Annotated in this window: 19 protein-coding genes and 1 CRISPR repeat array; of the genes, 13 read left to right on the forward strand and 6 right to left on the reverse strand. The window is 58.3% G+C overall.

Going from position 1 to position 23116, the window contains the following annotated elements:
- Window positions 1-571: 571 nt before the first annotated feature.
- The 8 genes from LIO64_RS01575 (at window position 572) to LIO64_RS01610 (ending at window position 9159) form a co-directional block, all read left to right on the forward strand.
- The gene (locus tag LIO64_RS01575) at window positions 572-1306 is read left to right on the forward strand and encodes a PEP-CTERM sorting domain-containing protein (protein WP_290547697.1); all 735 of its coding nucleotides are present in this window, start codon (window positions 572-574) and stop codon (window positions 1304-1306) included.
- A 157-nt stretch (window positions 1307-1463) separates the two neighbouring features.
- Entirely contained in the window at window positions 1464-2933 is a 1470-nt protein-coding gene (locus tag LIO64_RS01580; RefSeq protein WP_290547698.1) for a carbohydrate porin, read from the forward strand.
- An 85-nt stretch (window positions 2934-3018) separates the two neighbouring features.
- Complete coding sequence (locus tag LIO64_RS01585) at window positions 3019-4239, forward strand: hydrogenase small subunit (RefSeq protein WP_290547699.1); 1221 nt, start codon at window positions 3019-3021, stop codon at window positions 4237-4239.
- Window positions 4240-4263: 24 nt separating this feature from the next.
- The gene (locus LIO64_RS01590; RefSeq protein WP_290547700.1) at window positions 4264-6021 is read left to right on the forward strand and encodes a nickel-dependent hydrogenase large subunit; all 1758 of its coding nucleotides are present in this window, start codon (window positions 4264-4266) and stop codon (window positions 6019-6021) included.
- Entirely contained in the window at window positions 6018-7190 is a 1173-nt protein-coding gene (locus LIO64_RS01595; protein WP_290547701.1) for a cytochrome b/b6 domain-containing protein, read from the forward strand. The genes LIO64_RS01590 and LIO64_RS01595 overlap by 4 nt, the downstream gene beginning before the upstream one ends.
- Before the next feature lie 12 nt (window positions 7191-7202).
- Window positions 7203-7748: a HyaD/HybD family hydrogenase maturation endopeptidase gene (locus LIO64_RS01600; protein ID WP_290547702.1), complete on the forward strand. Its 546-nt coding sequence runs from the start codon at window positions 7203-7205 to the stop codon at window positions 7746-7748.
- The gene (locus LIO64_RS01605) at window positions 7741-8082 is read left to right on the forward strand and encodes a hydrogenase maturation nickel metallochaperone HypA (RefSeq protein WP_290547703.1); all 342 of its coding nucleotides are present in this window, start codon (window positions 7741-7743) and stop codon (window positions 8080-8082) included. The genes LIO64_RS01600 and LIO64_RS01605 overlap by 8 nt, the downstream gene beginning before the upstream one ends.
- Before the next feature lie 129 nt (window positions 8083-8211).
- Window positions 8212-9159, forward strand: coding sequence for a hypothetical protein (locus LIO64_RS01610; RefSeq protein WP_290547704.1), 948 nt, complete (start codon window positions 8212-8214; stop codon window positions 9157-9159).
- Between the two features lie 182 nt (window positions 9160-9341).
- A CRISPR array of direct repeats spans window positions 9342-10736; the repeat unit is 31 nt; unit sequence GTTTCAATCCACGCACCCGTGAGGGTGCGAC.
- 907 nt (window positions 10737-11643) lie between these two features.
- On the opposite strand, the gene LIO64_RS01615 is transcribed toward LIO64_RS01610, so the two are convergent.
- Window positions 11644-12174 (reverse strand): DUF4870 domain-containing protein, encoded by a 531-nt coding sequence (locus LIO64_RS01615; protein WP_290547705.1) that lies wholly within the window; start codon window positions 12172-12174, stop codon window positions 11644-11646.
- A gap of 53 nt (window positions 12175-12227) precedes the next feature.
- On the opposite strand from LIO64_RS01615, the gene LIO64_RS01620 reads away from it, so the two are divergent.
- The gene (locus tag LIO64_RS01620) at window positions 12228-12989 is read left to right on the forward strand and encodes a hypothetical protein (protein ID WP_290547706.1); all 762 of its coding nucleotides are present in this window, start codon (window positions 12228-12230) and stop codon (window positions 12987-12989) included.
- Between the two features lie 293 nt (window positions 12990-13282).
- On the opposite strand, the gene LIO64_RS01625 is transcribed toward LIO64_RS01620, so the two are convergent.
- The 5 genes from LIO64_RS01625 to LIO64_RS01645 form a co-directional block, all read right to left on the reverse strand.
- Complete coding sequence (locus LIO64_RS01625; RefSeq protein ID WP_290547707.1) at window positions 13283-15553, reverse strand: family 20 glycosylhydrolase; 2271 nt, start codon at window positions 15551-15553, stop codon at window positions 13283-13285.
- A 205-nt stretch (window positions 15554-15758) separates the two neighbouring features.
- Window positions 15759-16403, reverse strand: coding sequence for an NAD(P)H-dependent oxidoreductase (locus LIO64_RS01630; RefSeq protein ID WP_290547708.1), 645 nt, complete (start codon window positions 16401-16403; stop codon window positions 15759-15761).
- A gap of 32 nt (window positions 16404-16435) precedes the next feature.
- Window positions 16436-17527: a histidinol-phosphate transaminase gene (gene hisC, locus LIO64_RS01635; protein WP_290547709.1), complete on the reverse strand. Its 1092-nt coding sequence runs from the start codon at window positions 17525-17527 to the stop codon at window positions 16436-16438.
- A 329-nt stretch (window positions 17528-17856) separates the two neighbouring features.
- Window positions 17857-18627, reverse strand: a complete 771-nt coding sequence (locus LIO64_RS01640) for a GrpB family protein (RefSeq protein ID WP_290547710.1) — start codon at window positions 18625-18627, stop codon at window positions 17857-17859.
- Between the two features lie 69 nt (window positions 18628-18696).
- The gene (locus LIO64_RS01645) at window positions 18697-18849 is read right to left on the reverse strand and encodes a hypothetical protein (RefSeq protein WP_290547711.1); all 153 of its coding nucleotides are present in this window, start codon (window positions 18847-18849) and stop codon (window positions 18697-18699) included.
- Between the two features lie 216 nt (window positions 18850-19065).
- Between LIO64_RS01645 and LIO64_RS01650 the strand changes: the two genes are divergently transcribed.
- From LIO64_RS01650 to LIO64_RS01665, 4 genes are all read left to right on the forward strand, one after another.
- Complete coding sequence (locus LIO64_RS01650; RefSeq protein WP_290547712.1) at window positions 19066-19557, forward strand: hypothetical protein; 492 nt, start codon at window positions 19066-19068, stop codon at window positions 19555-19557.
- 228 nt (window positions 19558-19785) lie between these two features.
- The gene (locus tag LIO64_RS01655; protein ID WP_290547713.1) at window positions 19786-20550 is read left to right on the forward strand and encodes a hypothetical protein; all 765 of its coding nucleotides are present in this window, start codon (window positions 19786-19788) and stop codon (window positions 20548-20550) included.
- Window positions 20531-21370, forward strand: a complete 840-nt coding sequence (locus tag LIO64_RS01660; protein WP_290547714.1) for a hypothetical protein — start codon at window positions 20531-20533, stop codon at window positions 21368-21370. Before LIO64_RS01655 ends, LIO64_RS01660 begins: the two co-directional genes overlap by 20 nt.
- Window positions 21371-21418: 48 nt before the next feature.
- Window positions 21419-23065, forward strand: a complete 1647-nt coding sequence (locus LIO64_RS01665) for a fumarate hydratase (protein ID WP_290547715.1) — start codon at window positions 21419-21421, stop codon at window positions 23063-23065.
- Window positions 23066-23116: the final 51 nt, after the last annotated feature.

Raw genomic sequence — 23116 nt, forward strand, 5'->3', positions numbered from 1 at the left:
GCGGATTAGAAATCCGTACAGGCAAACAGTTTTTTATATTTCAAATCCGCAGGCTCCTCTTATTTATTCCCTTCGTCCATATCACCTCATGCCATGGATGCATCAAAATCAAGCTAATGCATTCCTAAGTTCACAAACCATATTTGTTCTTTCTGCACGCCGCAGAAAAAGATGAATCATGAATCTCGTTCCGGTATTTTCGACCATAGACTTCCATAAAAGAAATTTCAGAAAAACAGGAAAGCTCGCCGTCTCCATGTGAGCGTCAACCGGAGCTCCTTCGTCATTGAGCCCGGAATCTATGCTCCGCTTAAAGAGATGACGAATTCTTAATCCGTCAACAATGCTAAATACTAAGAAGCAAACTTATAAGGTAACCCAAGTCATTCCATATTAACAAAATACATAGCCGTTGGTCTTTTTTTATTAAAATTTCCTACATGATAATAAGAAGGTTATCCAATTTATACACGGAAGGTGAATAACCACCCGGATTAAGAATCCGCTATAATTTCAATCGTTATCAGGAATACCATTCTTTATTCTCTATTTTATCCATTCATTTCCCAGTATGAAAAAAACCATTACCTTACTATTGGCCGTATCCGCCTTGGCTTCAGTATCCCACGCGGCAACGGTATTTACTTACCAAACCGAGCAAACGGGTAGCACCGGCGTTGCCCAGGTGTACGGATTCCAGTTATCTCTCAGTTCTGGCGTCCTGTCCCCGTCCAACAGTGATTCTCCACCTTCCCTCACCGGTGACGTCCAATTGAACCAGCTGACCATTGCGGGCCGTACTGGCTACGGAAGTAATGTAACTTACGGTCTGCTGGTGCTGAATTTAGCTGACAATACCGTAATCGGTAAAAGCACTAATACAGGAACGGCCGTAAACAATCCCACTTTCACTTTCTCAGCTACGGATGGAGCTTCCCCTCTGATTCTGGACGCCAGCAGCACCTACCGTTTTCTGGCGGTCACAGAAGACACGCTGAAGTTGGTTACAGGGGGCTCCGGCGTAACCTATCTGTATAATGCAGGAGGAGAGAACGCTGTTACATCTTCCCAAGAAAATAATACCGTTACCATTTCCCAGGGGCTTGCCAGGCCAGGAGTCACGGTTCAGACAAACGGTAAGGCTGATGACAAATGCAACTTCATCAGCAGCACGGATGGACAAAGCATCGTCAACTGGAATCCCATCCTGACGGGAATCGAAGTAACCCAGGTTCCGGAACCGGCCGCGGCGTCCCTCAGCTTGATTGGACTGGCCGCCCTCATGATGCGCCGCAGACGCGTCTGAACGAAAAACCATCTATCATTCTATTTGCCGGAGGCGGGAGAAATCCCGCCTCCTTCTTTTTCCGGAAAGAAGGAAAAACAGTATTCGTGTCAGCATTCCAGTTGAGTTATGACAGTTGCAGGCGCAGCCTTGTCTGTTTGTCTATATGAAACATGTCATGCTCCCCTCCTTGTGCGCGGCTGCTGTCGTGACCTCCTGTGATCCCGTTCTGGCCCAGCAGGCCACGCCGCCCGTAACCGCGGCCCCTTATCTGAATACGGAACGCGGCCTGCGCGTGAAAGCCCTGGAAGGCAGGGAAATAAGCCCCAGCCTCCTGAAGGGGATGCGGCCGGAAGAACAAATCACCAAGAGGACGCCCGGTGTTCCCACCAAGCCCAGCGTGCTTCTCCAGCATGAAGGCAGGCCCTCCGTCCCCGGCATTGAATGGTTTGCGCCCAAGCCGCTGAAGATGATGCCGTATCTGGACAGTTCCTACGTCTTTGGCAACACTTGCGTGGAACCGAATGCCTGGATCCGGGAAGACATGATCTCCACCGGGGCGCAGAAGCTTAAGACCGCCCTGTCCAAATACGGCATCACCTATTCCGCCCAGTTCGGATTCAACTACACGGGACTGACGGGCGGAGGCCTGACCGGAAAAACGGATTTCCCCTCTTACAACGGCTCCCTGCTGAGCAATATCACCATTTTCCGCAACAACTCCACGGGCAGCGGCCTGTATCTGGCCTCCGAGTTCGACTTCGGCAACGGCTTTGACTTCAATGAAGGGAGGAAAGGCCCCCAGACCACTCTGGGCTCCCTCCAGAACCCCACCAGCTCCTTCCAGGGGCCGGACCCGCACCTCAGCAACCTGAGCCTGGCATGGGTGGGAGCAGGCGGGAAGCTCCTGCTGATGGCGGGCCAGCTGGACACCACCAACTACATGGACCACAACGCCTACGCCAACTCCCACAACAACAACCTGACCAACAGCGTTTTCGGCAACAACCCCATGCTGCCCCTGACGGACAATTCCCTGGGCTTCCATTTCGCATGGCAGCCCACCACCTCCTTTTATGTGATGGGCGCCACCGCCGCCAACAACATGACCCAGAACCACAACCCGTTCAAGAACATGAATTCGGACAACTGGACGAACGTTCTTGAGTTCGGCTATGTGGCGGAGGATTTCTGCGGATGGGGGCCGGGCGTGTACCGCCTCCAGCCCTTCTTCACCACCAGCGACAGTGAAAACGGCGGCGGGGTGGGGGTCAACTTCCAGCAGCAGCTCGGACGCCACAGCCACCTGGGCTGGTTCTTCCGCGGCGGCTGGGCCAGTGAGGACGCCGCCACGCTTACCGGCGTGCGCTGTGCGGCCACCACGGGGCTGGTGCTTCTTTCCCCCTTCCAAGGAAAAGGCGCTTCCAATGACGGCTACCTGGGCCTGGGATTCCTCTGGCAGCAGGGAGCCAAGAAAAATGGCCCGTACGTGAACAAGAATGAATACGGCATTGAATTGACCTATGTAGCGCAGGTGACGCCCACCATGACGCTCCAGCCGGACATCCAGCTGGTCAAGAATCCCGTCAACGGCCGCAGGGGCCAGACGGCCGTAGTCTTCCAAATCCAGAACGTCTGGTCCTGGTAGGAACTCCCGCTGGAAAATTGGAAAATATTGATCGCATTTATTGGAAAATGTGTCTAAATGGAAACGATTTATTTGGACCACGCACATGAAGCGCACTCAGCAACCTTCCATGCAGGAGGCGGAGCAGGCCTCCCTGAATCATGAGATCCTAACCACATGGCGCCCCGGAGAAACCCTGGGGGAACACATGGAGCGCCGCGGCGTCAGCCGGCGTGAATTCAACAAATGGTGTCTGAAAATGATCGCCCTGATGGGCGTAGCCACCGTAACCGGAGGCGTTTCCAACGCCCAGGAGATTGCAGACAAGATGGCTGGCCTGAAACGCCCGGTAGTCATCTGGCTCCAGCTCCAGGAATGCACCGGATGCCTGGAAAGCACCATCCGCAGTTACAATGAGGAAATAGGGGACATGGTGCTTTCCGCCGTTTCCATGCCTTATGTGGAACTGCTCATGGCCCCTTCCGGAGAAGCCGCGAACCAGGCGCTGGAAGAAGCGATCAAGGAGCCCCACATCCTCGTCATCAACGGATCCGTTCCGGTCAATGACGGCGGCGTGTACTGCACGGTGGCCGGGGATACGGTGGAGCACATGCTGCGCCACTGCGCTGAAAACGCCTCCTACATCCTGGCGGTGGGCTCCTGCGCGTACTTCGGCTCCATCCAGGCCGCCCGCCCCAACCCCACCGGGGCCGTAGGCATACGGGACATCCTGACGGACCGCACCGTCATCAACGTGCCGGGCTGCCCGCCCATCGGGGACGTCATCACGGCCGTCATCATGTACATCCTCACCTTTGACCGCGCCCCGGAATGCGATCTGGAAACACGCCCCCTGATGGCGTACGGCACCCGCATTCACAACAACTGTCCGCGCCGTGCCCACTTTGACGCCGGACAGTTCGTCAACGTGTTTGACGACGAGAACGCGAGGGAATGCTTCTGCCTGTACAAAGTCGGCTGCAAGGGGCCGGACACGTTCTCCCCCTGCCCCATCGTCAAATGGAACGGAGGCGTCAGCTTCCCCATTCAGTCCGGCCATCCATGCATCGGCTGCACGGAGCTTTACTTCTTTGACCGCATGACTCCCTTCTACAAGACGCTGCCGAACGTGAACGGCTTCGGCGTGGAGGCCTCCGCCAACGTGATTGGCGCCGTGGGCGTGGCGGCCGCTGGCACGGCCATTGCCGCCCATGCCGTAGGTTCCGCCATCCATTATAAAAAGCAGCACATGAAGGAAGAGGCAAACGTGGCGCTTCCCGCCTTCGGGGACGCCCCCGGCACCCCTGACAAGGAAACGGAAGAATAAGGACACCTTTACTACCAGATTACCATGAGTAACTACACATCAGCGGACGTTCCGGAATCCAGCCGCGTCGTCATTGACCCGGTCACACGCATTGAAGGCCACCTGCGCGTGGAAATGGAAGCCGGGGACGGCGTGATCAAAAACGCCTGGACGTCCACCACGCAGTACCGCGGCATTGAGGTGATCGCCTGCAAGCGGGATCCCCGGGACGTATGGGCCTTTGTAGAACGTATCTGCGGCGTCTGCACGGGCACGCACGCCATTGCGGCCCTGGCCGCGGTGGAAGACGCCCTGCAATACCCCGTGCCCATCCAGGCCAGACTCATGAGGGACCTGGTCAGCGGAGCCCTGGGCATCCAGGACCACGTCATCCACTTTTACCAGCTCCAGGCCATGGACTGGGTGGACGTGGTCTCCGCGCTGAAGGCGGACCCCAGGGAAACCGCCGCCATTGCCAAATCCCTTTCCGACTGGCCTCTGTCCTCCGCCACGTACTTTGCCGGAGTGCAGCAAAAGCTGAAGGACTCCATCGCCCACGGCCAGTATTCCATCTTCACGAACGGCTACTGGGGCCATCCCGCCTACAAGCTGCCGCCGGAGGTGAACCTGCTGGGCGTGGCCCACTACCTCCAGGCCCTGGTCTGGCAGCGGGACATGATCAAGATCCACACCATCCTGGGCGGCAAGAATCCGCACCCGAACTTCCTGGTGGGCGGCATGGCCTGCGCCATCAACATGAACAATGACCAGGCCATCAACCAGTTTTCCCTGAGCTACCTGAAGCAGCTGGTGCAGACCTGCCATGATTTCATCCACAAGGTGTATTACCCGGACATCGTGGCCATTGCCGGGTTCTACAAGGATTACGCCCACATCGGCGCGTCCAACCCCAATTTATTCTGCACCGGGGGCCCGTCTGAAATCAACACCGGCGCTCCCGCCGGCAAGGGCTTGATCAAACCCGGCGTTCTGCTGAACGGGGATTATAAAAACGTCCTCCCCTTTGACCAGGACAAGATCAAGGAATTCGTCACGAGCGCCTGGTACAAGTACACGGAAGGGCGGGACGCGGGACTGGCTCCGTACGACGGGGAAACGAACGCGGATTACAACGGCCCCAGGCCGCCCTACAAGTGGGTCTCGGACCATCCGCAGTACACCTGGGTGAAAGCCCCGCGCTATGACGGCCACGCGATGGCCGTGGGCCCGAACGCCCGCATGATGATCGGCTACGCCCAGGGCGTGCCCGCCATCGTGGAACGGGTGGACGCAGCCTGCGACAGGCTGGGCCTGCCGCGCGACAACGCGTTCATGAACTCCACGCTGGGCCGCGTGTACGGCCGCGCCCTGGACGCCCTGATCAACGTGGACATGATGGTGGACCAGCTTCAGGAAATGACGGACCGCATCAAGAACGGGGAAACCGCCACCTTCAACCCGGAAAAATGGGAACCGGAAACCTGGCCCTCCTCCTGCAAGGGCGTGGGCTGGGTGGAAGCGCCCCGCGGAAGCCTGAGCCACTGGGTGAGGATTGAAAACGGCCAGACGGCGAACTACCAGGCTGTGGTGCCCAGCACCTGGAACAGCTCCGGCCGGGATGCGGAAGGGCAGATGGGGCCGTATGAATATTCCCTGGCCCATACCGGGAAACACCCGCTGGTGGATCCCACCCGCCCGGTGGAGCCCCTGCGCACCATTCACAGTTATGACCCGTGCCAATCCTGCGCCGTCCATTTGTTTGACGAGGAAGGGGAGGCCATTCTGACCAGACAGGACCCGTGAAAACGACGCTTATCGACAAAGACCTCACCCTGGCGGTGGAGGACGCCATTCCGGCAGCCCCGGACTATACGCCGGAGGAAATCCTGGCCCTGGCCGTATGCGCCTCCCCCAACGGAAGCAGCGACCCGGGAGACCTGGCCCTGCTCCATGCCGCACGGGAACGGGGCGTGGCGCTCCCGTATGCCCAGCAGGAAAACTCCTGGGAGGCACCCTCCCGGGAAAGGCCGTACAGCACGGCCGTGCTGAAAGCCACGGACAAGGAGGACGCCGTCCCCTTCATGGTGGCCCGCGGCAACCTGAAGGCCCTGGCCCGGCTGTGTGAAGTCGGCCACCAGGAAAAAGAGAGCCTGAACAAGGCCTTTGAGGAATATTCCCCTTCCGGCTTTGAACCCGTAGCCGTAGCCGTCCACCGGCCCGGCGCTCCGTGGCGTCTGCTGGGCGTGGTGCCCATGCACGCCATGAGGGACGTGCGCCACCTTTCCATGGCCAAGGCGAACTTCCGCTACTTCCATGTGTGGGACTGGCCGCTGCGCGTGCTGCACTGGACCTGGGTGTTCTGCATCATCGGTCTGGCCGTCACCGGCATCTGCATTGCGGAAGGGTGGTTCCTGAAAATGGGGGACCTGCACGGGGCCTTCCAGTTCGGCACGCTCCGCTTTGTGCACTACGCGCTGGGGTGGACCCTGGTGGTGGTGATGATGCTGCGCTTCTCCTGCTTCTTCATGGCGTCCAACAAGTACCAGAGCTTCCGCGCCCTCTTCCCCGTCTCCAGGCAGCAGTGGAAGGACCTGTACGCCACAGCGGTGGACTACGTTTTTGCGCGGAGCTATGACGGCCCGCGCTACATCGGCCACAATCCCCTCCAGCAGTGGACGTATACGGGCGTCTACATCCTGTTCACCACCATGATTGTGACCGGGCTGGCCCTGTACGCGCTGTATGAGCCGCGCCACTGGTTCTATCACTGGTTCATGCCCCTGAACGACCTGATCGGGGTTCCGTATGTGCGCCTGGTTCACCTGATCGGCATGTGGTGCTTCATCATCTTTGCCATGGTCCACGTGTACCTCTCCATCCTTTCCGGGAACGTGGACCGGGACGGCACCATCTCCTCCATGTTCAGCGGAGGACGCTGGCTGCGCAAGGGCGTCAAATTCCGGGATGAATAACCTGCTCCCTCCATGGAAACTGAGGAATACACGGAAGAACTCCGGGGCTGCCCCGTCAAGGGAAACGCCTATCCCGTGCTCGTGCTGGGCGTTGGCAACCCGCTCATGGGGGACGACGGCATAGGCGTGGAACTGGCCCACCGGCTCCAGAAGCGGGACTACGGCCCGCTGGTCCAGGTGGAAGAGGGGGGAACGCTGGGTATGACCCTGCTGCCGCTGCTGGAAGACGCGGATACGGTCATCCTGCTGGATGCCGTCAGGACGGGGGCGCCCCCCGGAACCGTCGTCACGCGCAGCCGGGATGAACTCCCCCGCCATTTTTCCCACGTCATTTCACCCCACCAGATAGGCATGAAGGAAGTGCTGGGCGCGGCCCAGCTGTGCGGCACCCTGCCCCGTGCCATCACCCTGGTGGGGGTGGAAGCGCAGCATACGGACTTCTGCCGCCCCATGTCCGCGGAGGTGCGGGAAGCCATGCCGCAAGCGCTGGACCTGGTGGAAACCCTCATTTCCCGCGCCGTGGCGGAACAGGAGGAGCGGAAAAACGCCCATGCATGAGGTAGGCATCATGGAAGGGGCGCTGGACATGGCCCGGCAACTTATGGAAAAAAACAGGGGAACCCGGCTGATGCGGGTGCACATGACCGTCGGCAGCCTGAGCGGCGTGGTGCCGGAGGCCCTTCAATTCGCCTTCCAGGCCCTGAAAGACGCATATGCGGCGCAAAATGCCGCCCTGGACGTCACCTGGGTGGAAGCGCTGTGCCGCTGTGACACGTGCAACGCGGAGTTCTCCTTCACGGAGCACGGCTACATCTGCCCCGGCTGCGGAGACCCGGCCCTGGCCATCCTCCGGGGGCGGGAACTGGAACTGACCCGGGTGGAATGGGAGTGAACCGCGTTTTTTCCATCCGGAAGAAAATAAGATAAATTTACCCGAACATTTTACCCCACTGGACGGTCTAATACTATTGGCGCATATCTACCGCGCCTCAAACGTCAAACCAACTATGGAACCAACGCCATGAGCAATATCAACCCATTCATTCTAACCGGGATGATGCCGCTTTCAGCCTCATCCATGAACCGCGTCTCCTACATGTGCCCGGTCACCATCAACAACGATGTGGTGCAGGGCCAGACGGACATTCAGGATTCCCTCACCGTTGATGTCGGCGGCAATCTTTACATCATCAACGCTCCCGTTTTCGTGGGAGGCCCCAACCAGCCGGACCACGGCCACCGCACCGCCCACCTGGTCATCCGGAACGGAGGCACCATGACGCTCCTGGGCAACCTGCCGGACCACATGACCGTTTTCTTGGGCAGCAAAGCCAACGGAAGCCTGGAAATCAACGGCGGCCGCCTTCTAATGGGCCAGGGCCGCATTCAGGGCTCCAAAGAGCATGAAGGCAGAATCGTCATGACGGATGGCTGGCTGTTCGCCGCGGAAGCGGACCTTCCCGCGGAAGGCTCGGAACTCATCATCAAGCACGGCCTGATGCGCATCAGGAAACTCTCCGGCAGCGTGTCCACCCACATTTACGGCGGCGTGCTGCATGTGAAGGAAGAAGCCCATGCCGGACGCATCCATCTGGTAGACGACGGCGTGCTGCTGCTGGGCAGTGTCAGCAGCCAGCCTTCCGCAGACGTCATGGCCGGGGCGGGCATCAACTTCCGCGGGGACGGCGGCGCGCTGGTCATCCGCGTGCCCCATCCTGAAAACGCACTGACGCGCACGAGAGAAGCGGAACATGTCTTTGACGAACTGCTCAGGAGAGGCAAGCTCTTCCATGACAGCGAACCCATGACCAGCTTCCAGGGATTCCACATGAGGGAATTCACCGGGCATGACAGCCTGACGTACGCCGCACTGCGCCCCTCCGCCCAGCTGCGTGCGGAACAAAACCAGGTCACGCGCCTGCTGCACTCTTTCATGTACGGAGGCAGTGAAAAAGAGATCCCTATCTGAACAGGTCCGGAAACAGGAACTCCTGAAAAATGCAAGCCTTCACAAAACTGAAAGGTTGGGCATCTTGTTCCAGGCTTTCTCTTCATTTCTGAAAAAAGAACAAAGGCACCCCGGCATCATTTTCCGGGGAACATCCGCGTAGGAAGCGGCGCTGGGCCAGGCAAAAAGAAAGCCCATATAAAGTTTTAATCCACGCACCCGTGAGGGTGCGACTAGCATCCTGTTTAGTATCATCCCCTCCATCCCAGGTTTCAATCCACGCACCCGTGAGGGTGCGACTGACTTGTTTTGCGTTCATAATGCATCACTTTCAAGTTTCAATCCACGCACCCGTGAGGGTGCGACTCAATCCCAGCAGGCAGCCAATGATGCAGTAACTGTTTCAATCCACGCACCCGTGAGGGTGCGACTGCAGGTGGAGCTGGATTGGGATGACGACAACACGTTTCAATCCACGCACCCGTGAGGGTGCGACCCCCGGCGGCAGACAATCCGGCGGGGGCTCCCTTGTTTCAATCCACGCACCCGTGAGGGTGCGACTGGGGATCGACGATGATTTGCTTGTCCCGGTCCGTTTCAATCCACGCACCCGTGAGGGTGCGACGTTTCTCTCTACCCGCGCTTCCAGAGGGTTGCTCGTTTCAATCCACGCACCCGTGAGGGTGCGACTTGAGGAAGGAGAATTCGCCGTTGCCCATGTGGTGTTTCAATCCACGCACCCGTGAGGGTGCGACTGTGATCAGCTGCTTTCTGGTGCTGTCCGTTCAAGTTTCAATCCACGCACCCGTGAGGGTGCGACCTGGACATACTTCAAACCGGAGCAGAAACCGCTGGTTTCAATCCACGCACCCGTGAGGGTGCGACCGGTTCCCGTGTCTCTCCTTTCCCTGTGTACCGGTTTCAATCCACGCACCCGTGAGGGTGCGACACTCGCGGGACGTTTCCACCATCTGGATGCGCTTGTTTCAATCCACGCACCCGTGAGGGTGCGACAGCTCTCCGCCCTGCGCCATACCCTTTCTGCGGGTTTCAATCCACGCACCCGTGAGGGTGCGACCATTACGACCGCCTGGCGCGCCCTGCTGAAAAACGTTTCAATCCACGCACCCGTGAGGGTGCGACTCTCGTCGTGGGGGCTCTTATAGATTTTTCTCGGTTTCAATCCACGCACCCGTGAGGGTGCGACAAATCTGAAAGCACAAATGGGATGGGGAGGAGAAGTTTCAATCCACGCACCCGTGAGGGTGCGACACACGCGCCTGACCAACCGCGCCCGGATGCTGGGAGTTTCAATCCACGCACCCGTGAGGGTGCGACACCTAAAACCTGTCTTACACGGCTCCGGTAATGAGTTTCAATCCACGCACCCGTGAGGGTGCGACGGGCGGAAGAGCAGCGTGCGCGTGCTGAAGGGTGGTTTCAATCCACGCACCCGTGAGGGTGCGACCCGGAACCGGGCGCAGGCCGGGCGCGAGTACCAGTTTCAATCCACGCACCCGTGAGGGTGCGACCTGGGTGCCCTCCGCCATCCTCGAAAAAGCGGACGGTTTCAATCCACGCACCCGTGAGGGTGCGACGGCGGAAGGGAATATGCGTTGAAAGTTAATGGTGCAAACAGCTTTTTGCGCCAACCTCTTCCCTTAGCGATATTCCCCACGCTTTTTATGTTGTTTCCAGGTATGTCAATCTTCCGTTTCCAATGACTTATAGAAATCGCCGATCTCCCGGGGAATTTCTGTGAGCCTGGGGTTGGCGCAAACAAGGCAACAGTTTTTCAACAACTGGCAGGCAAGATTGTCGTTTTTCTTTTTCTTGAAGCACCCTGTATGGTGTTTATGCTAGACATTCCCCTTCCTTTCGTCCAGCAACTTTTCCATGCTGTTCTGAACATGGAAGGCCATTCCGTTATCCAAGGCAAAAGGACCGGAAAGGAAAAGCAGGCGTAAGTTGATTTTTTCACGTCCCTCTCTTCAGTCTAAGATTTCCCGGATGACCTCCAAGGATCGTGGGGAGAAGCCGGCGAAAGAATCCATCGCCGGGCGAAACGAATTTTCTCTCATTTCTCCGTCAGGCATTCCAGAGAACAGACAGGCATTCCAGGGCAATACGGACATCCCGACAACCTCTCCTTTCCTGCCTTTCACGGCAGTAACAGCAAGTTCATGCTCCCCCCACGTCCGGGCCATTTCTTCTGGAAAAACGCATTCCAACCCTGACCGGAATCGCTTACCGGAACAGGCCGGCCTTCACGTCTTCCCTGGACAACGTGAAAACAGGGCACACACAGGCCCTCCGCCGCCCGCAATAGCAGGAAGAGACGAGAACCGACAACGGAAATAAATACTTCCCGGCCGCCTCCGTGTCAGGAAGCCCTTTTTACCTCCATCCTTCCAACCACTCCCCGTTCAAGAAACGTCAATGGAAAAGCCGCCGGCACAGGGACGGCCCACGGCTTTTCATCAACATGGAACCAACGGGAGCCGGTTATTTCAGGAACGTAATCGTCAGGGGCATCACGTAGTTGTAATCCCTGTTCGCTATCTTGACGGCAGTGATAATGGACAGGACGATCCATGCGATCCCCACAATGATTAACAGAGGAATACCGATCAGGAAGGGCCACAGCAGGATGCATACAAGGGTGTAGATCGTCCAGGAAATCTGGGCATTGAGAATATTCTTGCCCAAGCGGTCCACGAGGGGATTTTCATTTTTCCAGATCAGCCAGCATATCAGCGGAGCAACGATGTTCACGCCAATGGGCCCCACTAAAAGAAGGGCAACCAGGGGAGAAACCCCGGTAATCGTCGCCTGGGTCGTATCAGGCTGTTTTTCAGGGGCGGGCTCCTGAACCGGTTCCTGTGTTATTTGCTGTTCTTCGTCCATATCATTCAAGGGATGGGAAGCGGGGAAGGAACGGAAGCTTTTTCCGTTCTTTTCCGCCGCCATTAATCCCTTTTTTACATATTCCGCCATGCAGTCAAGCTCCCAGACCGTTTCCGGAACAAAAAGCATGACTCCGCAATCATCCTTGCCGCCGCGGAAGGAAAGAGATACACATGCAAGCCATGACCAACGCCCTGATGCCGCTCACTCTTTCCGTCCTCCTGGGGGCCTGTTCTCCCGGCGTTCCGGAGATTCTTCCGCCCGCCTCTTCCGTCACCCGCCGTGAAGCTCTGGAAACCAGCAGGGCTTACACCTCCATGACCTGGAAGGGCACGATCCGGAATGTCCGCCACGGGGTGGATGAAGACGGCGTCCGGATAGATACGCCGGATGCAGCCGCCCCCGGACTTCCTGCCGGCACATGGTGGAAACCCGGCCAATGCTCCACGGGCATGCCGTACAAATGGGGCGGCTTTGACACCCCGCGGCAGTTCGCACGCCGTTTGAAGGCGGATGCCGCCAACGAAGGATCCCCTGCCGCAGCCGGGGACATGGGCACCGTGGAAAAACAGGCGGCGGGGGATGCCGCCGTCAGCCGCTTCGCCGCCGGGGTGGATTGCTCCGGCTTCGTCTCCCGCTGCTGGCGTCTGCCCAGGCCTTTTTCCACACGGGAGCTCCCCGCCCTATCCATTCCCCTCCCCTCCTGGGATGAGTTGAAAACAGGGGATATTCTGATTGTTCCGGGCCGCCATGTGCTCCTCTTCATCCAGTGGGAAGGAACGGGAAAAGACACGTTCCTGGGCAGTGAAGCCGGACCCCTCCCGGTCTGGAAATGCGGGGAGCACGTTTTCAGCCGCCGCATGCTGGAGCGCAGCGGCTACCGCCCCATGAGGTACAAGGGCATGCGTGAGACAGAGATGGATTCCGGAACAACGATACCGTAAGGCTTGACGCAGCAGCCCGTTTTTTCCGGAGGAAGGGCCATCCGGCGCTGACAGGCTGAATATGGATGACGGGCAACCCGGCCTTCCTGAAAAGCTGTAAAACGGGGATCATATGCTCCAACGCCTCTTACGGCCTGGAAAGTCCGCACATCCCGCCGGGAAGATCATCATCCAAACGTCCCTGAAGAGCAGAGACTTTCTCCTGTATCACCCTATTTTTCAAGTTTCCGTGCATCCGCGCCGCAGGCGGACATTCCCCCTTTAAGAGGCGCGGACGCACGGGACAAAAGGCGCTATAAAGGCTGAACGTTGAAGTTATACACTTTGCCCTGGAAAGATTCCCCCAGGGTGTTCAACGGCAGAACGAACGTGGAACGGTGCACTTTGGGACGGTTCTTGAAGTTTTCAATGAAGTCCTTGGATTTGTCAGAAAAACTTTTCAGCACGGCAGTTCCGGCAGGCTGTCCGTCCAGGAACAGGCTGGTTTTTTCCGGTTCGCCCACAATTTCCACCTTGACCTTTTTGCCTACAGGCAGCTTGGCGCCGAAGGAGAATTCCAGGGTGTCGTCACGACGGAAGCCGACGGTGCCGTCCTTCATGACCGCGAGCAGTTCGCCCTCCGGCGCGGAAAGAAGCACCTGTTCCTTCCCTTCCGGAGCGGCGTTCAGTTCCAGTTCCGCGGTCAGGCGGTAATTCGGTCCCAGGGCAGGCTTGTCCAGCTTCTGGGGCAGAGAGGAAGGAGTGACGGCAAAGGGCTGGGAGTCCTTCCATTTGTGAAGGGGGTTGGTGCGCGGAGCGTTGCCGATGGCCGCCACCAGCTCGCGATGCTCTTCAAACGTGTCCGGCGCTTTGGCCTTCCCCCACAGCTTCTGGCTGAGGACATCCATGGAACCGGCAAGCATTCCCCAGATATCATACGGGCCGTACCCCGTGTGCATGATATCCGTTTCATCGTTCCAGATGGCAAAGGTGCCCCCTAGGAGCTGGGGATGTCCGGCGGGAAGCGTTTCATTCCCGATGCGGTTGGGAATCCAGTTGTTGTAAAGCCCCTTGTGGTTCCTGTCCATGCGGTAGTAGTTGGCAAAGGGCACGATGTAAAGGGCTCCGTCATTCGTGTTGATGACATCGTAGCCTAGGTTGACGGCTTCCCACGCCTTCATCCAGCCGGCGCTCCAGAGGTTCATTTGCACGCCCTTGCTCACCACGGGGGTCTTGCCGGGCTTGGCGCTGAGACTGCCCCAGATGCGGGGGGTGTAGCCGCGCTTGAGGGCGTGGCTGAGCACGCCGTCCGCAAAGTGGCGGTAGTCTTCCTTGTCTCCGTAGAATTCATCCGCACCCACGTGGAACACCTTGCAGCCGGCAAAGACCGGGCGGCCCAGCTTGGGGTCTTTCAGCAGGTATTCGTCAAAGACCTTGGTCACAAAGCTGATCGTCTCCGGGTTGCCGGCATCCAGCATCTCACAGCGGCGTTTTTCATGGTTCATGGGGCCTTTGTAGATCAGGTCCGGGCGTACCCGGGTGAAGGAGAGCGCGTGACCGGGAGTGTCAAACTCCGGCACGATGTTGACGCCGTGGCGCCTGGCGTAACTGATCAGGTCCGCAAATTCCTTTTTGGTGTAGGAGAGGTCCCTGGCGGTGAGCGGCGTGCCGTCCTTCCCCTTCACGTTGGATTCCAGGCGGAAGGCGGAGTAGGATTCCTTGAACGGGTCATGCCCGTTGTCCACGTAGTGTTCGTGGAAAATGTAGTTGTTGTTGATGACCAGGTGAAGATCGTTCAACTTGTACCAGGACATGGTGCGGATCAGGTCCTTGAGGTAGCTGAGGGGATAGGGCGTGCGCGCAATGTCCAGCATGAAGCCGCGCACCGGATAGCGGGGGAAGTCCACGGCGGTGCCGCAGGGCACGCCGGCCGGGTTCTGGCGCAGCATCTGGAGCAGGGTGCGTGTGCCCCAGTACAGGCCCGTGGGGGTAAGTGCCCCGATGCGGATGCCGCCGGAATTCACGGCAAGGCTGTACCCTTCCTTCCCCACGTTGCTTTCCTTGAACAGGGAGAAGGAGATGTCCGCCTTTTCCTTGGGAGAGACGAGCCTGACCTTGCGGCCCAGCACGTCTTCCAGGTCGGCGACAAAGGCACGGGCCAGCTCCTTGTCCGGACAGGCGACGGTGACGGTGGAACCCAGCTTGTATTCCCCTTTGCCGCCCTTCCATTGCAGGATTTCCGGGATAACCCGGGGCTTGGGGTTGCCCTGCACGGCTGCCGGGGCCTTCAGGGTGATTTCATAGTCCTTGCTGATGGCCTCCTGGCCGCCCTTGGTCACCTTGAAGCTGACGTTTACCGGAGTGTCCGAGAGGACGGGGAATATTTTCCCCTTGCTGTTGACAAGTTCCTCGTAATCGGCTCCCAGAAGCTTGATCTGCGCGCCGGAGGCGCTGGGCATCGGCAATTGTCTGGTCCCGGCCTTGATTTCCGGGATGGAGAGGGAGTCGGCAATCTGCCGGGCATCCTGCCCCATCAGCGGACCCGCCGCAAATGCGGCCATCATTAAAAGTACGTTCTTGTTCATGTTCGTGTGTCGTTCCGGGAAGAATGGCATGCCCGAGTCGTTGTAATTACGCAGCATCCACCCTTTTCTTGCAAGGAAATAAAAAAGCGGCTGAAAGGCTGCCTGCCATTCCGCCAAAGGACGGCCACGGAGGAAGAAGGATTTTACGAAAAAAAAGGGCCGGACTGCCTCAAGACAGCCCGGCCCCGTAAGAGGGGAATCCGGTTCAGGCGCGGATGTCGATCACCTCCCCGGCAGGGAAGCGAACCTTGGCTTCCCTGGCGTGCTCGTCGTCCCTGGCCCGGTAGCCCAGGGCCACGCTCACCACGGAGCGGTACGGCGTGCCGTCCAGCCCCAGAATTTCATCATATTTCTCACGGTCCATGCCGCCGATGGTACAGGAATCCACCCGCAGGGCGGCGGCGGCGCTGAGCAGAAACCCCACGGCAATGTACACCTGGCAGTCCAGCCACGTGTTCATTTTTTCCGGAGTCAGGGATTTCACGTAGCCGCCGTAAAAATCAGCGGAGGCAGCCAGCTTTTCCGCTGAGGGATGGCGCGTGAATTCAATCTGGGCCAGATAGCGGTCCACGTCCTTCTGGGTAGCGTCCCACCGGGCGCACAGCACCACGTAATGGGAGCAATCCTCCACGTGGGGCTGGTTCCAGGAAACCTCCCGCAGGCGCGCCTTCAGTTCCCTGTTGGTAACCACCACAAACTTCCATAGCTGAAGCCCCAGGGAGGAAGGGCTGAGGCGCAGGCTTTCCGCCAGCGCGTGCCAGGTGGATTCCTCAATACGGGCCTGGGGATCAAATTTCTTGCAGGCGTAGCGCCATTCAAGGCCGTCAATATATTGTTCCGGAGAGATCATAAAAGGTGAGACAGATTCAACGGTGAAAATGTTTAAAGAACTTCTTTCAGGACTTCAACGCAGCGGGCGTTTTCCACCGACGTCCCCACGCTGATGCGTATCCATTCCGGCAGGCCGTAGCCGTCCTGCGCACGGACGATCACGCCCTTGGCCAGCATGTCGTTGAACACCTTTTTGCCCTGCCCCACCTTCACCAGAATAAAGTTGCCCTGGCTGGGAATCCATTCCAGCCCCATGTCCCGGAAAGCCTGTTCGTAAAAGCGCATGCCCTCGGCGTTGTTCTCCACCGTGCGGCGCACGTGCTCCTGGTCTTCCAGGGCGGCCAGGGCCGCTTCCTGCGCCAGCACGTGCAGGTTGAACGGCGCACGCGCCTTGTGCAGCATGCTGCAGACGTGTTCCGGGGCAATGCCGTAGCCTACGCGCAGGCCCGCCAGGCCGTAAGCCTTGGAGAACGTGCGGAGAATGATCACGTTGCGGCCTTCCCGCACGAACTTCAGGGTATCCGGCGGATTGTCGGAAAACTCCCGGTATGCCTCGTCAAAGCACACCAGCACATGCTCCGGCACCTTCGCCATGAACTCGTCAATCTCCTGCTGGCCGATGACGGTGCCGACGGGATTGGTGGGATTGGTGATGAACACGACGCGCGTGTTGTCCGTAATGGAGGACAAAAAACCGTTCAAATCATGGGACCAGTCCGGCTTGTTGGGAACTTCCACATAGGCGGCCCCGAACAATTTTGCCATGATGGGGTACATGGAAAAGGCGTGTTTGGCCGCCACTACCTCCGTATGGGGATTCAACAGGGCGTGGCAGATCAATTCAATCACCTCGCTGCTGCCCGTACCCACTACCGTCTGGCCGAACTCCACGCCGCAGAATTCCGCAATGGCGGAACGCAGGCGGAAAGCCGCGCCGTCCGGATAAATATTCACGCCGGCCGCCGCACGGGAAATGGCCTCCACCGCCTTCGGGGACGGCCCCAGCGGATTTTCATTGGAAGCCAGTTTCACAATATCATGGGGATCCAGGCCCAGTTCCCGGGCCGTCTCCTCAATCGGCTTGCCCGGCTGATAAGCCACCAACTCCAGCACATGTTGATTTGCGAAACTCTCAATACTCATAGCGGCGGAATGTTACCGCCATTCTCCCTGTCTGGCAATACGGATTTCCCTCCCCCGCAGCAACCCCGGAGACGGTCACTGGAAATAGCGGGCCAAAGTTCCCGGCAGGGAAACCACCGAAGGAAAAAGAGGCTGCGGATGAATTATTTTTTCTCCGCTCTGATCCGCAGGGATTCTGCATGAAAGTCCGGGAAAGGCTACCATACACCTCCTGGGAATGAGGGCCTCCCGGCCCTCATCGTTGATTTTCCCCTCTTCATTTACATAAACTGCCTAAATAGCCCTCACCTGCGCCTTCCCAGCTAATAAAAATAGAGCGTAACTCCAAATCAGCAAGCGCTCCCCGGAATATACCTGCCCGGCATTTCTTCCCGCGCGCGGCGGGTCATGGCGGCGATCAGTTCCGCCTTTCCCTCCGTATAGGCGTCCCGGTTGAACTCAAACTTCTCTTTTAAAGAGCGCTTGAGGGAGGCGTACTGCTCCGCCGCCTCCGGATGCGCAGCCAGGTAATCCCGGAAGTACAACTCGTCCCAGTCCCGGCAAGGCCGCACATGCAGATGGAACGCCTGTCCCCGGAACCCTTCCGCCGTATAGCCCTTTACCAGAACCAGGCGCATCAGCGCCTCGTCGCGGTGCATCTCCCGGTAGCCGCACTTCTGCAGCAAGGGAAGCGCTTCAAAGACAAATGAATCCGGGCGCACTTCCAGCAGAATGTCAATGATGGGTTTAGCGGCCAGACCGGGAACAGACGTGCTCCCGAAGTGGGAAAGGCGCCCGATGCACGAACCGGGCACGGCTGATTCCAGAACCTTTTTCTCCTTCCGGTAGATCTCCGCCCACTCCGGCCTGGAATCGCTTAAGATGATGGGAAACAAGCGCCACAGCTCTTCCAGGCTCATGGAGGACAGGACGGCTTCATCCGGAAGACGGCGGGACATTCCCGGAAGATAGGAAAGACGGCTGGGCAAGTCAATTCCTCCGAAGCCCTTCCCCACCCCGTTGCCCGGGGAACGGAGGCCTTTCTCCTGCCCTCCCTCACTTTCTCCGCCTGCTTCCGCGCCGCGGGCGACACCGCAGGGCTTGGTATCCGGCCACGACAAAAGCGAAGGCAGTTATCGCCAGGAAGGAGCGGAACAGCCATGTCAGCAGCTCCCAGTAAATTTCCTGAGTCATGCGGAAGGTTTTTTGCCGGAAGACGGGCCATTGCCTAAATCTTCCCGGAGACGTTTGACGGCACAGGCAATCAGGGTAGCCTTATCCAGCTGGCAGCGTTCCACGTGCAGGGCGTCCGCTTCCGCATCCCGGAAAAAATGGACGGACAAGGGCATTTTTCCCTTGATTTGAATTTTTTTCTGATTCTTTTTCTTATTTTCCGCCTTCATAGAAATCCTTTTTTTGGTGCAATAATGGCCTCAATGGCCCTCTTACGCCGCAATAATGCACCTGAAATGGTATTCCAGTCAACGAAAATATACCATTAAAGTGACGTTTTATAAAAAAGATTGAAAAATCGCACCATTTCCATTACAAATGGATGCATGAGTGAGAACCAGGATGAACTCAAAAAGCAGATCAAGGCTTGGCTGAAACAGCAGAACATCCGCCGCGATGAATTTGCGGCGGCATGTTTCGTGTCTCCCAACACGGTCCGCAACTGGCTTGCCCAAGTATCCATCCCCAGGGACAAGGAAGCTCTCATCCGGCTCATGATGGAAAAGACGGAAAGGGAGAAAAAACTGAAAGAAGCGGCGAGAGCCAATTGGAAGCCTTTTGCCGTCATGCTGAGTGCAGAGGATTACAAGCTCATTGAAGAAGCCGCCAGAATGGACAATATGACGGTGGAGGAATGGGCGGAAGCCACCCTGATCAAGGACGCCCAGAAGAGGATGAAAAATTATTACGGGGACGAAGACAATTTTGCGAACGACATTTCCCTGGCTGCGGAAATGCCGGAAGAATACGGCGCGCCCAAGCCTCCCTCTTCTTCCGCTTCACCATCCTCATCCCCACGCCGCAAGCCGCGTCAATAAATCCTGGGAAGCATGGCAGATCCGCCCACCCCGGGAACGGCCGCCCGATGGTTCTTCCGCGGACTGAATCCCCCGGTTCCCAGAGATTCCGGGGGATTTTTCCTCTAACGACATCAGGAACGCCCCCCTTTTTGCAATTTAAACCGGCATGATTGCTGCACGGGCTTGCAACACTTCTATAGTCTTTTTTCTTGTGTAATGGATTCAGGAGGATCTATCATGTTAACTATGAATCAACTTCTCTACCTTTTGCTCATGGGCGTATTCTGGTTCCCGCTTTCCTCCCGTGCGGAAACGTCTCCATCTCCCGAGCCTACCCTCTCCATCAGGATGGTGCATCCGGACAACGAGAAACTGGTCCGGGAAGGGAAACCGGCCCCGGAGGGATATACGCCATACGAGTACGAGTTCGGCGGCTACCATGGAAAAAAGCGGAAAGAACGCCTGTTTCTGAAAAACACCCCCGTCATCACGGAAGCGGACGTGGAACGGGCGGCGGTTGACCTGAGCAGGCCTGCGCATCTCAACGTTACCCTGAATGCAACGGGAGGAAGGGCCATGAAAACGGCCACCTCCGCCATGAAACTGGGACGCGACAGGCTGGCGATCGTTGTGCAGGGGAAGGTTAACTCCGCTCCCACCGTCCAGGCAGTTCTCTCCAATTTCTTTGAAATATCCGGACTGGACGGAGAGAATGAAGCCGCCAGGCTGGCGGAACTGCTCACCCGCCATGCCGCCGCTAACCAGTCCACCCCTTTCACTTCGCAGGACCTGGCCCTGTACGCCATTCATCCGGAAAGCGCCCGGCTGGTGGAAGAAGGGGTTCTTTCCGTACCGGGATACAGGCTCTGGAGCCGCCCGGCCCAACCGAGTGAAAAAAACGAAGGAAACGAGTATCTGCTTCTAGGAAACGCTCCCATCGTCACCGGGGCGGAAGCCCAATCCGCGCGCCAACCTGGACTATCAAGGGAGCGTGAACATCATCTGGAATGAAGAAGGATGGCGGAAACTGAAACAGGCATCCGCAGCATGGAGGCCAGGCAAAGACAGGCTTGCCGTCGTCCTGCACGGCGCCATTGTGGCCACGCCCTTGTTTCAGGAAACGCCCTCCCATGCCACCCTCATCCCCGGGCTGGGGGATGACCGCCAGCTGGATGCCATCTGCACGGCCATCAATACCCAGCTTCCGCCGCTGACGGAGCAGCAGAAACGGCAAGTGAAGAAGAATCTGGCCCTTTATCCCGTCCACCCGCGCAGCAGGGAACTGGCACAGCGCTTTCTTCCGGAACTCCGGCGGGGAAAAACCATCCGCCTGAAAAGCGGGTTCCGCTCCATCCCCTACACCTTTCCCGGTTATCCGGAACCTGTCCAGTCCTACGCCTTTATCCGCCCGGAATCCATCACCGGGCCGGAGGATATCCAATACACGGAACGTTACCAGAACGGCACGATTGCCTGCCAGCTGCTGCCCAGGGCGCGGGAAAAAGTGAGTTCCCTGATAGCCGCAAGCCCCGTGGGCGATGTAAACGTGGCGGTTGTCTTTCAGGGACACCTGCGCTACCAGTTGACGGTCAGGCGCTCCATTCTTCAAATGTGGGGACTCCCCGTGCTGACTTCCGTCCAGCCCGTTTCCGCCATTTACATCCTCACTCCGGAGGAAGACCAGCGCATGTACCGGGAATCCGTGAACCTCATGATCCGGTACCTCCTGGAACCCGTCTGCCCCTGGCTCTTTAAAAACGTCCCTTCCTTCCGGACGCTGGGGGACCAGCGACCCTTCTTAATGATTGATTCCGGGCTGGAGCGCCCCTGATTTTTTTGCTCGAACCGGGCGGGGGGCTCCGCTATATTGCCTCCCGTTATGGCAACACCGGATTTTCATTATCAGGATCCTTTTCCTATTGAAAAGGACGATACCCAATACCGCCTCATCACGTCCGATTACGTGAGCGTAGGGGAGTTTGAAGGACACCCCATGCTGAAGGTGGAACCGGAAGGCCTGCGCCTCCTGGCCGCGGAAGCCTTCCATGACGTGGCTTTCTTCCTGCGCCCCGCACATCTGAAGCAGGTGGCCGCCATCCTGGACGATCCGGAAGCCAGCGCCAACGACAAGAGCGTGGCCCTGACCATGCTCCGGAACGCAGAAGTGGCCTCCGCCGGCATCTTGCCTTTCTGCCAGGATACGGGCACCGCCACCATCGTGGGCAAGAAGGGCCAGCAGGTCTGGACCGGCTGCGACGACTGCGAACAGCTTTCCCACGGCGTGTACGACGCCTATACCCAGAACAACCTCCGCTATTCCCAGACCGTGGCACTGGACATGTATACGGAGAAGAACACCGGCACCAACCTGCCCGCCCAGATTGACCTGGAAGCGGTGGAAGGGATGAAGTACTCCTTCCTCTTCGTCGCCAAGGGCGGCGGCTCCGCCAACAAGACCTACCTGTACCAGGAAACGAAGGCCCTGCTCAATCCCGCCACGCTGAAAAAGTTCCTGGTGGAAAAGATGAGCACGCTGGGTACGGCGGCCTGCCCGCCTTACCACATCGCCTTCGTCATCGGCGGCACGTCCGCAGAGAAGTGCCTGAAGACGGTGAAAATGGCTTCCACGAAGTATTACGACAACCTGCCCACCACAGGCAACGAGTACGGCCGCGCCTTCCGAGACGTGGAATTGGAAAAGGAACTGCATGAAGAAGCCTGCAAGCTGGGCCTGGGCGCCCAGTTCGGCGGCAAGTGGTACGCGCTGGACGTGCGCGTCATCCGGCTGCCCCGCCACGGAGCCTCCTGCCCCGTGGGCCTGGGCGTCTCCTGCTCTGCGGACCGCAACGCGAAGGCCAAGATCACGCCGGAAGGCATCTTCCTGGAACAGCTGGAAACCAACCCCGGCCAGTACATTCCGGAAGCCCTGCGCATGACCTCCAGCGAGGCCGTCTCCATTGACCTGAACCGCCCGATGAAGGAAGTGCTGGCGGAACTGAGCAAGTATCCCGTCACCACGCGCCTGAGCCTGAACGGCACCATCATCGTGGCGCGCGACATCGCCCACGCCAAGCTGAAGGAACGCCTGGAAAAGGGTGAAGGCATGCCCCAATACATGAAGGACCATCCCGTGTACTACGCTGGCCCGGCCAAGACCCCGGAAGGGTACCCCTCCGGCTCCTTCGGCCCCACCACGGCGGGTCGCATGGATTCCTACGTGGACCTGTTCCAGGAAAACGGCGGCTCCATGATCATGATCGCCAAGGGCAACCGCAGCCAGCAGGTGACGGACGCCTGCCAGAAGCACGGCGGCTTCTACCTGGGTTCCATCGGCGGCCCCGCCGCCATCCTGGCCAAGAACAACATCAAGAAGGTGGAACTGCTGGAATACCCGGAACTGGGCATGGAAGCCATCTGGAAGATTGAGGTGGAAGACTTCCCCGCGTTCATCCTGGTGGATGACAAGGGCAACGATTTCTTTGCCAAGATCCGCGAAGGCTGGGCCTGCGCCGGCTGCGCCCATTAAGCGAATTTAAATATAATAATTAAATACGAAAGACTAAAGAACCTCCGGGAA

Source organism: Akkermansia sp. (assembly GCF_020860705.1).
GTDB lineage: Bacteria > Verrucomicrobiota > Verrucomicrobiia > Verrucomicrobiales > Akkermansiaceae > Akkermansia.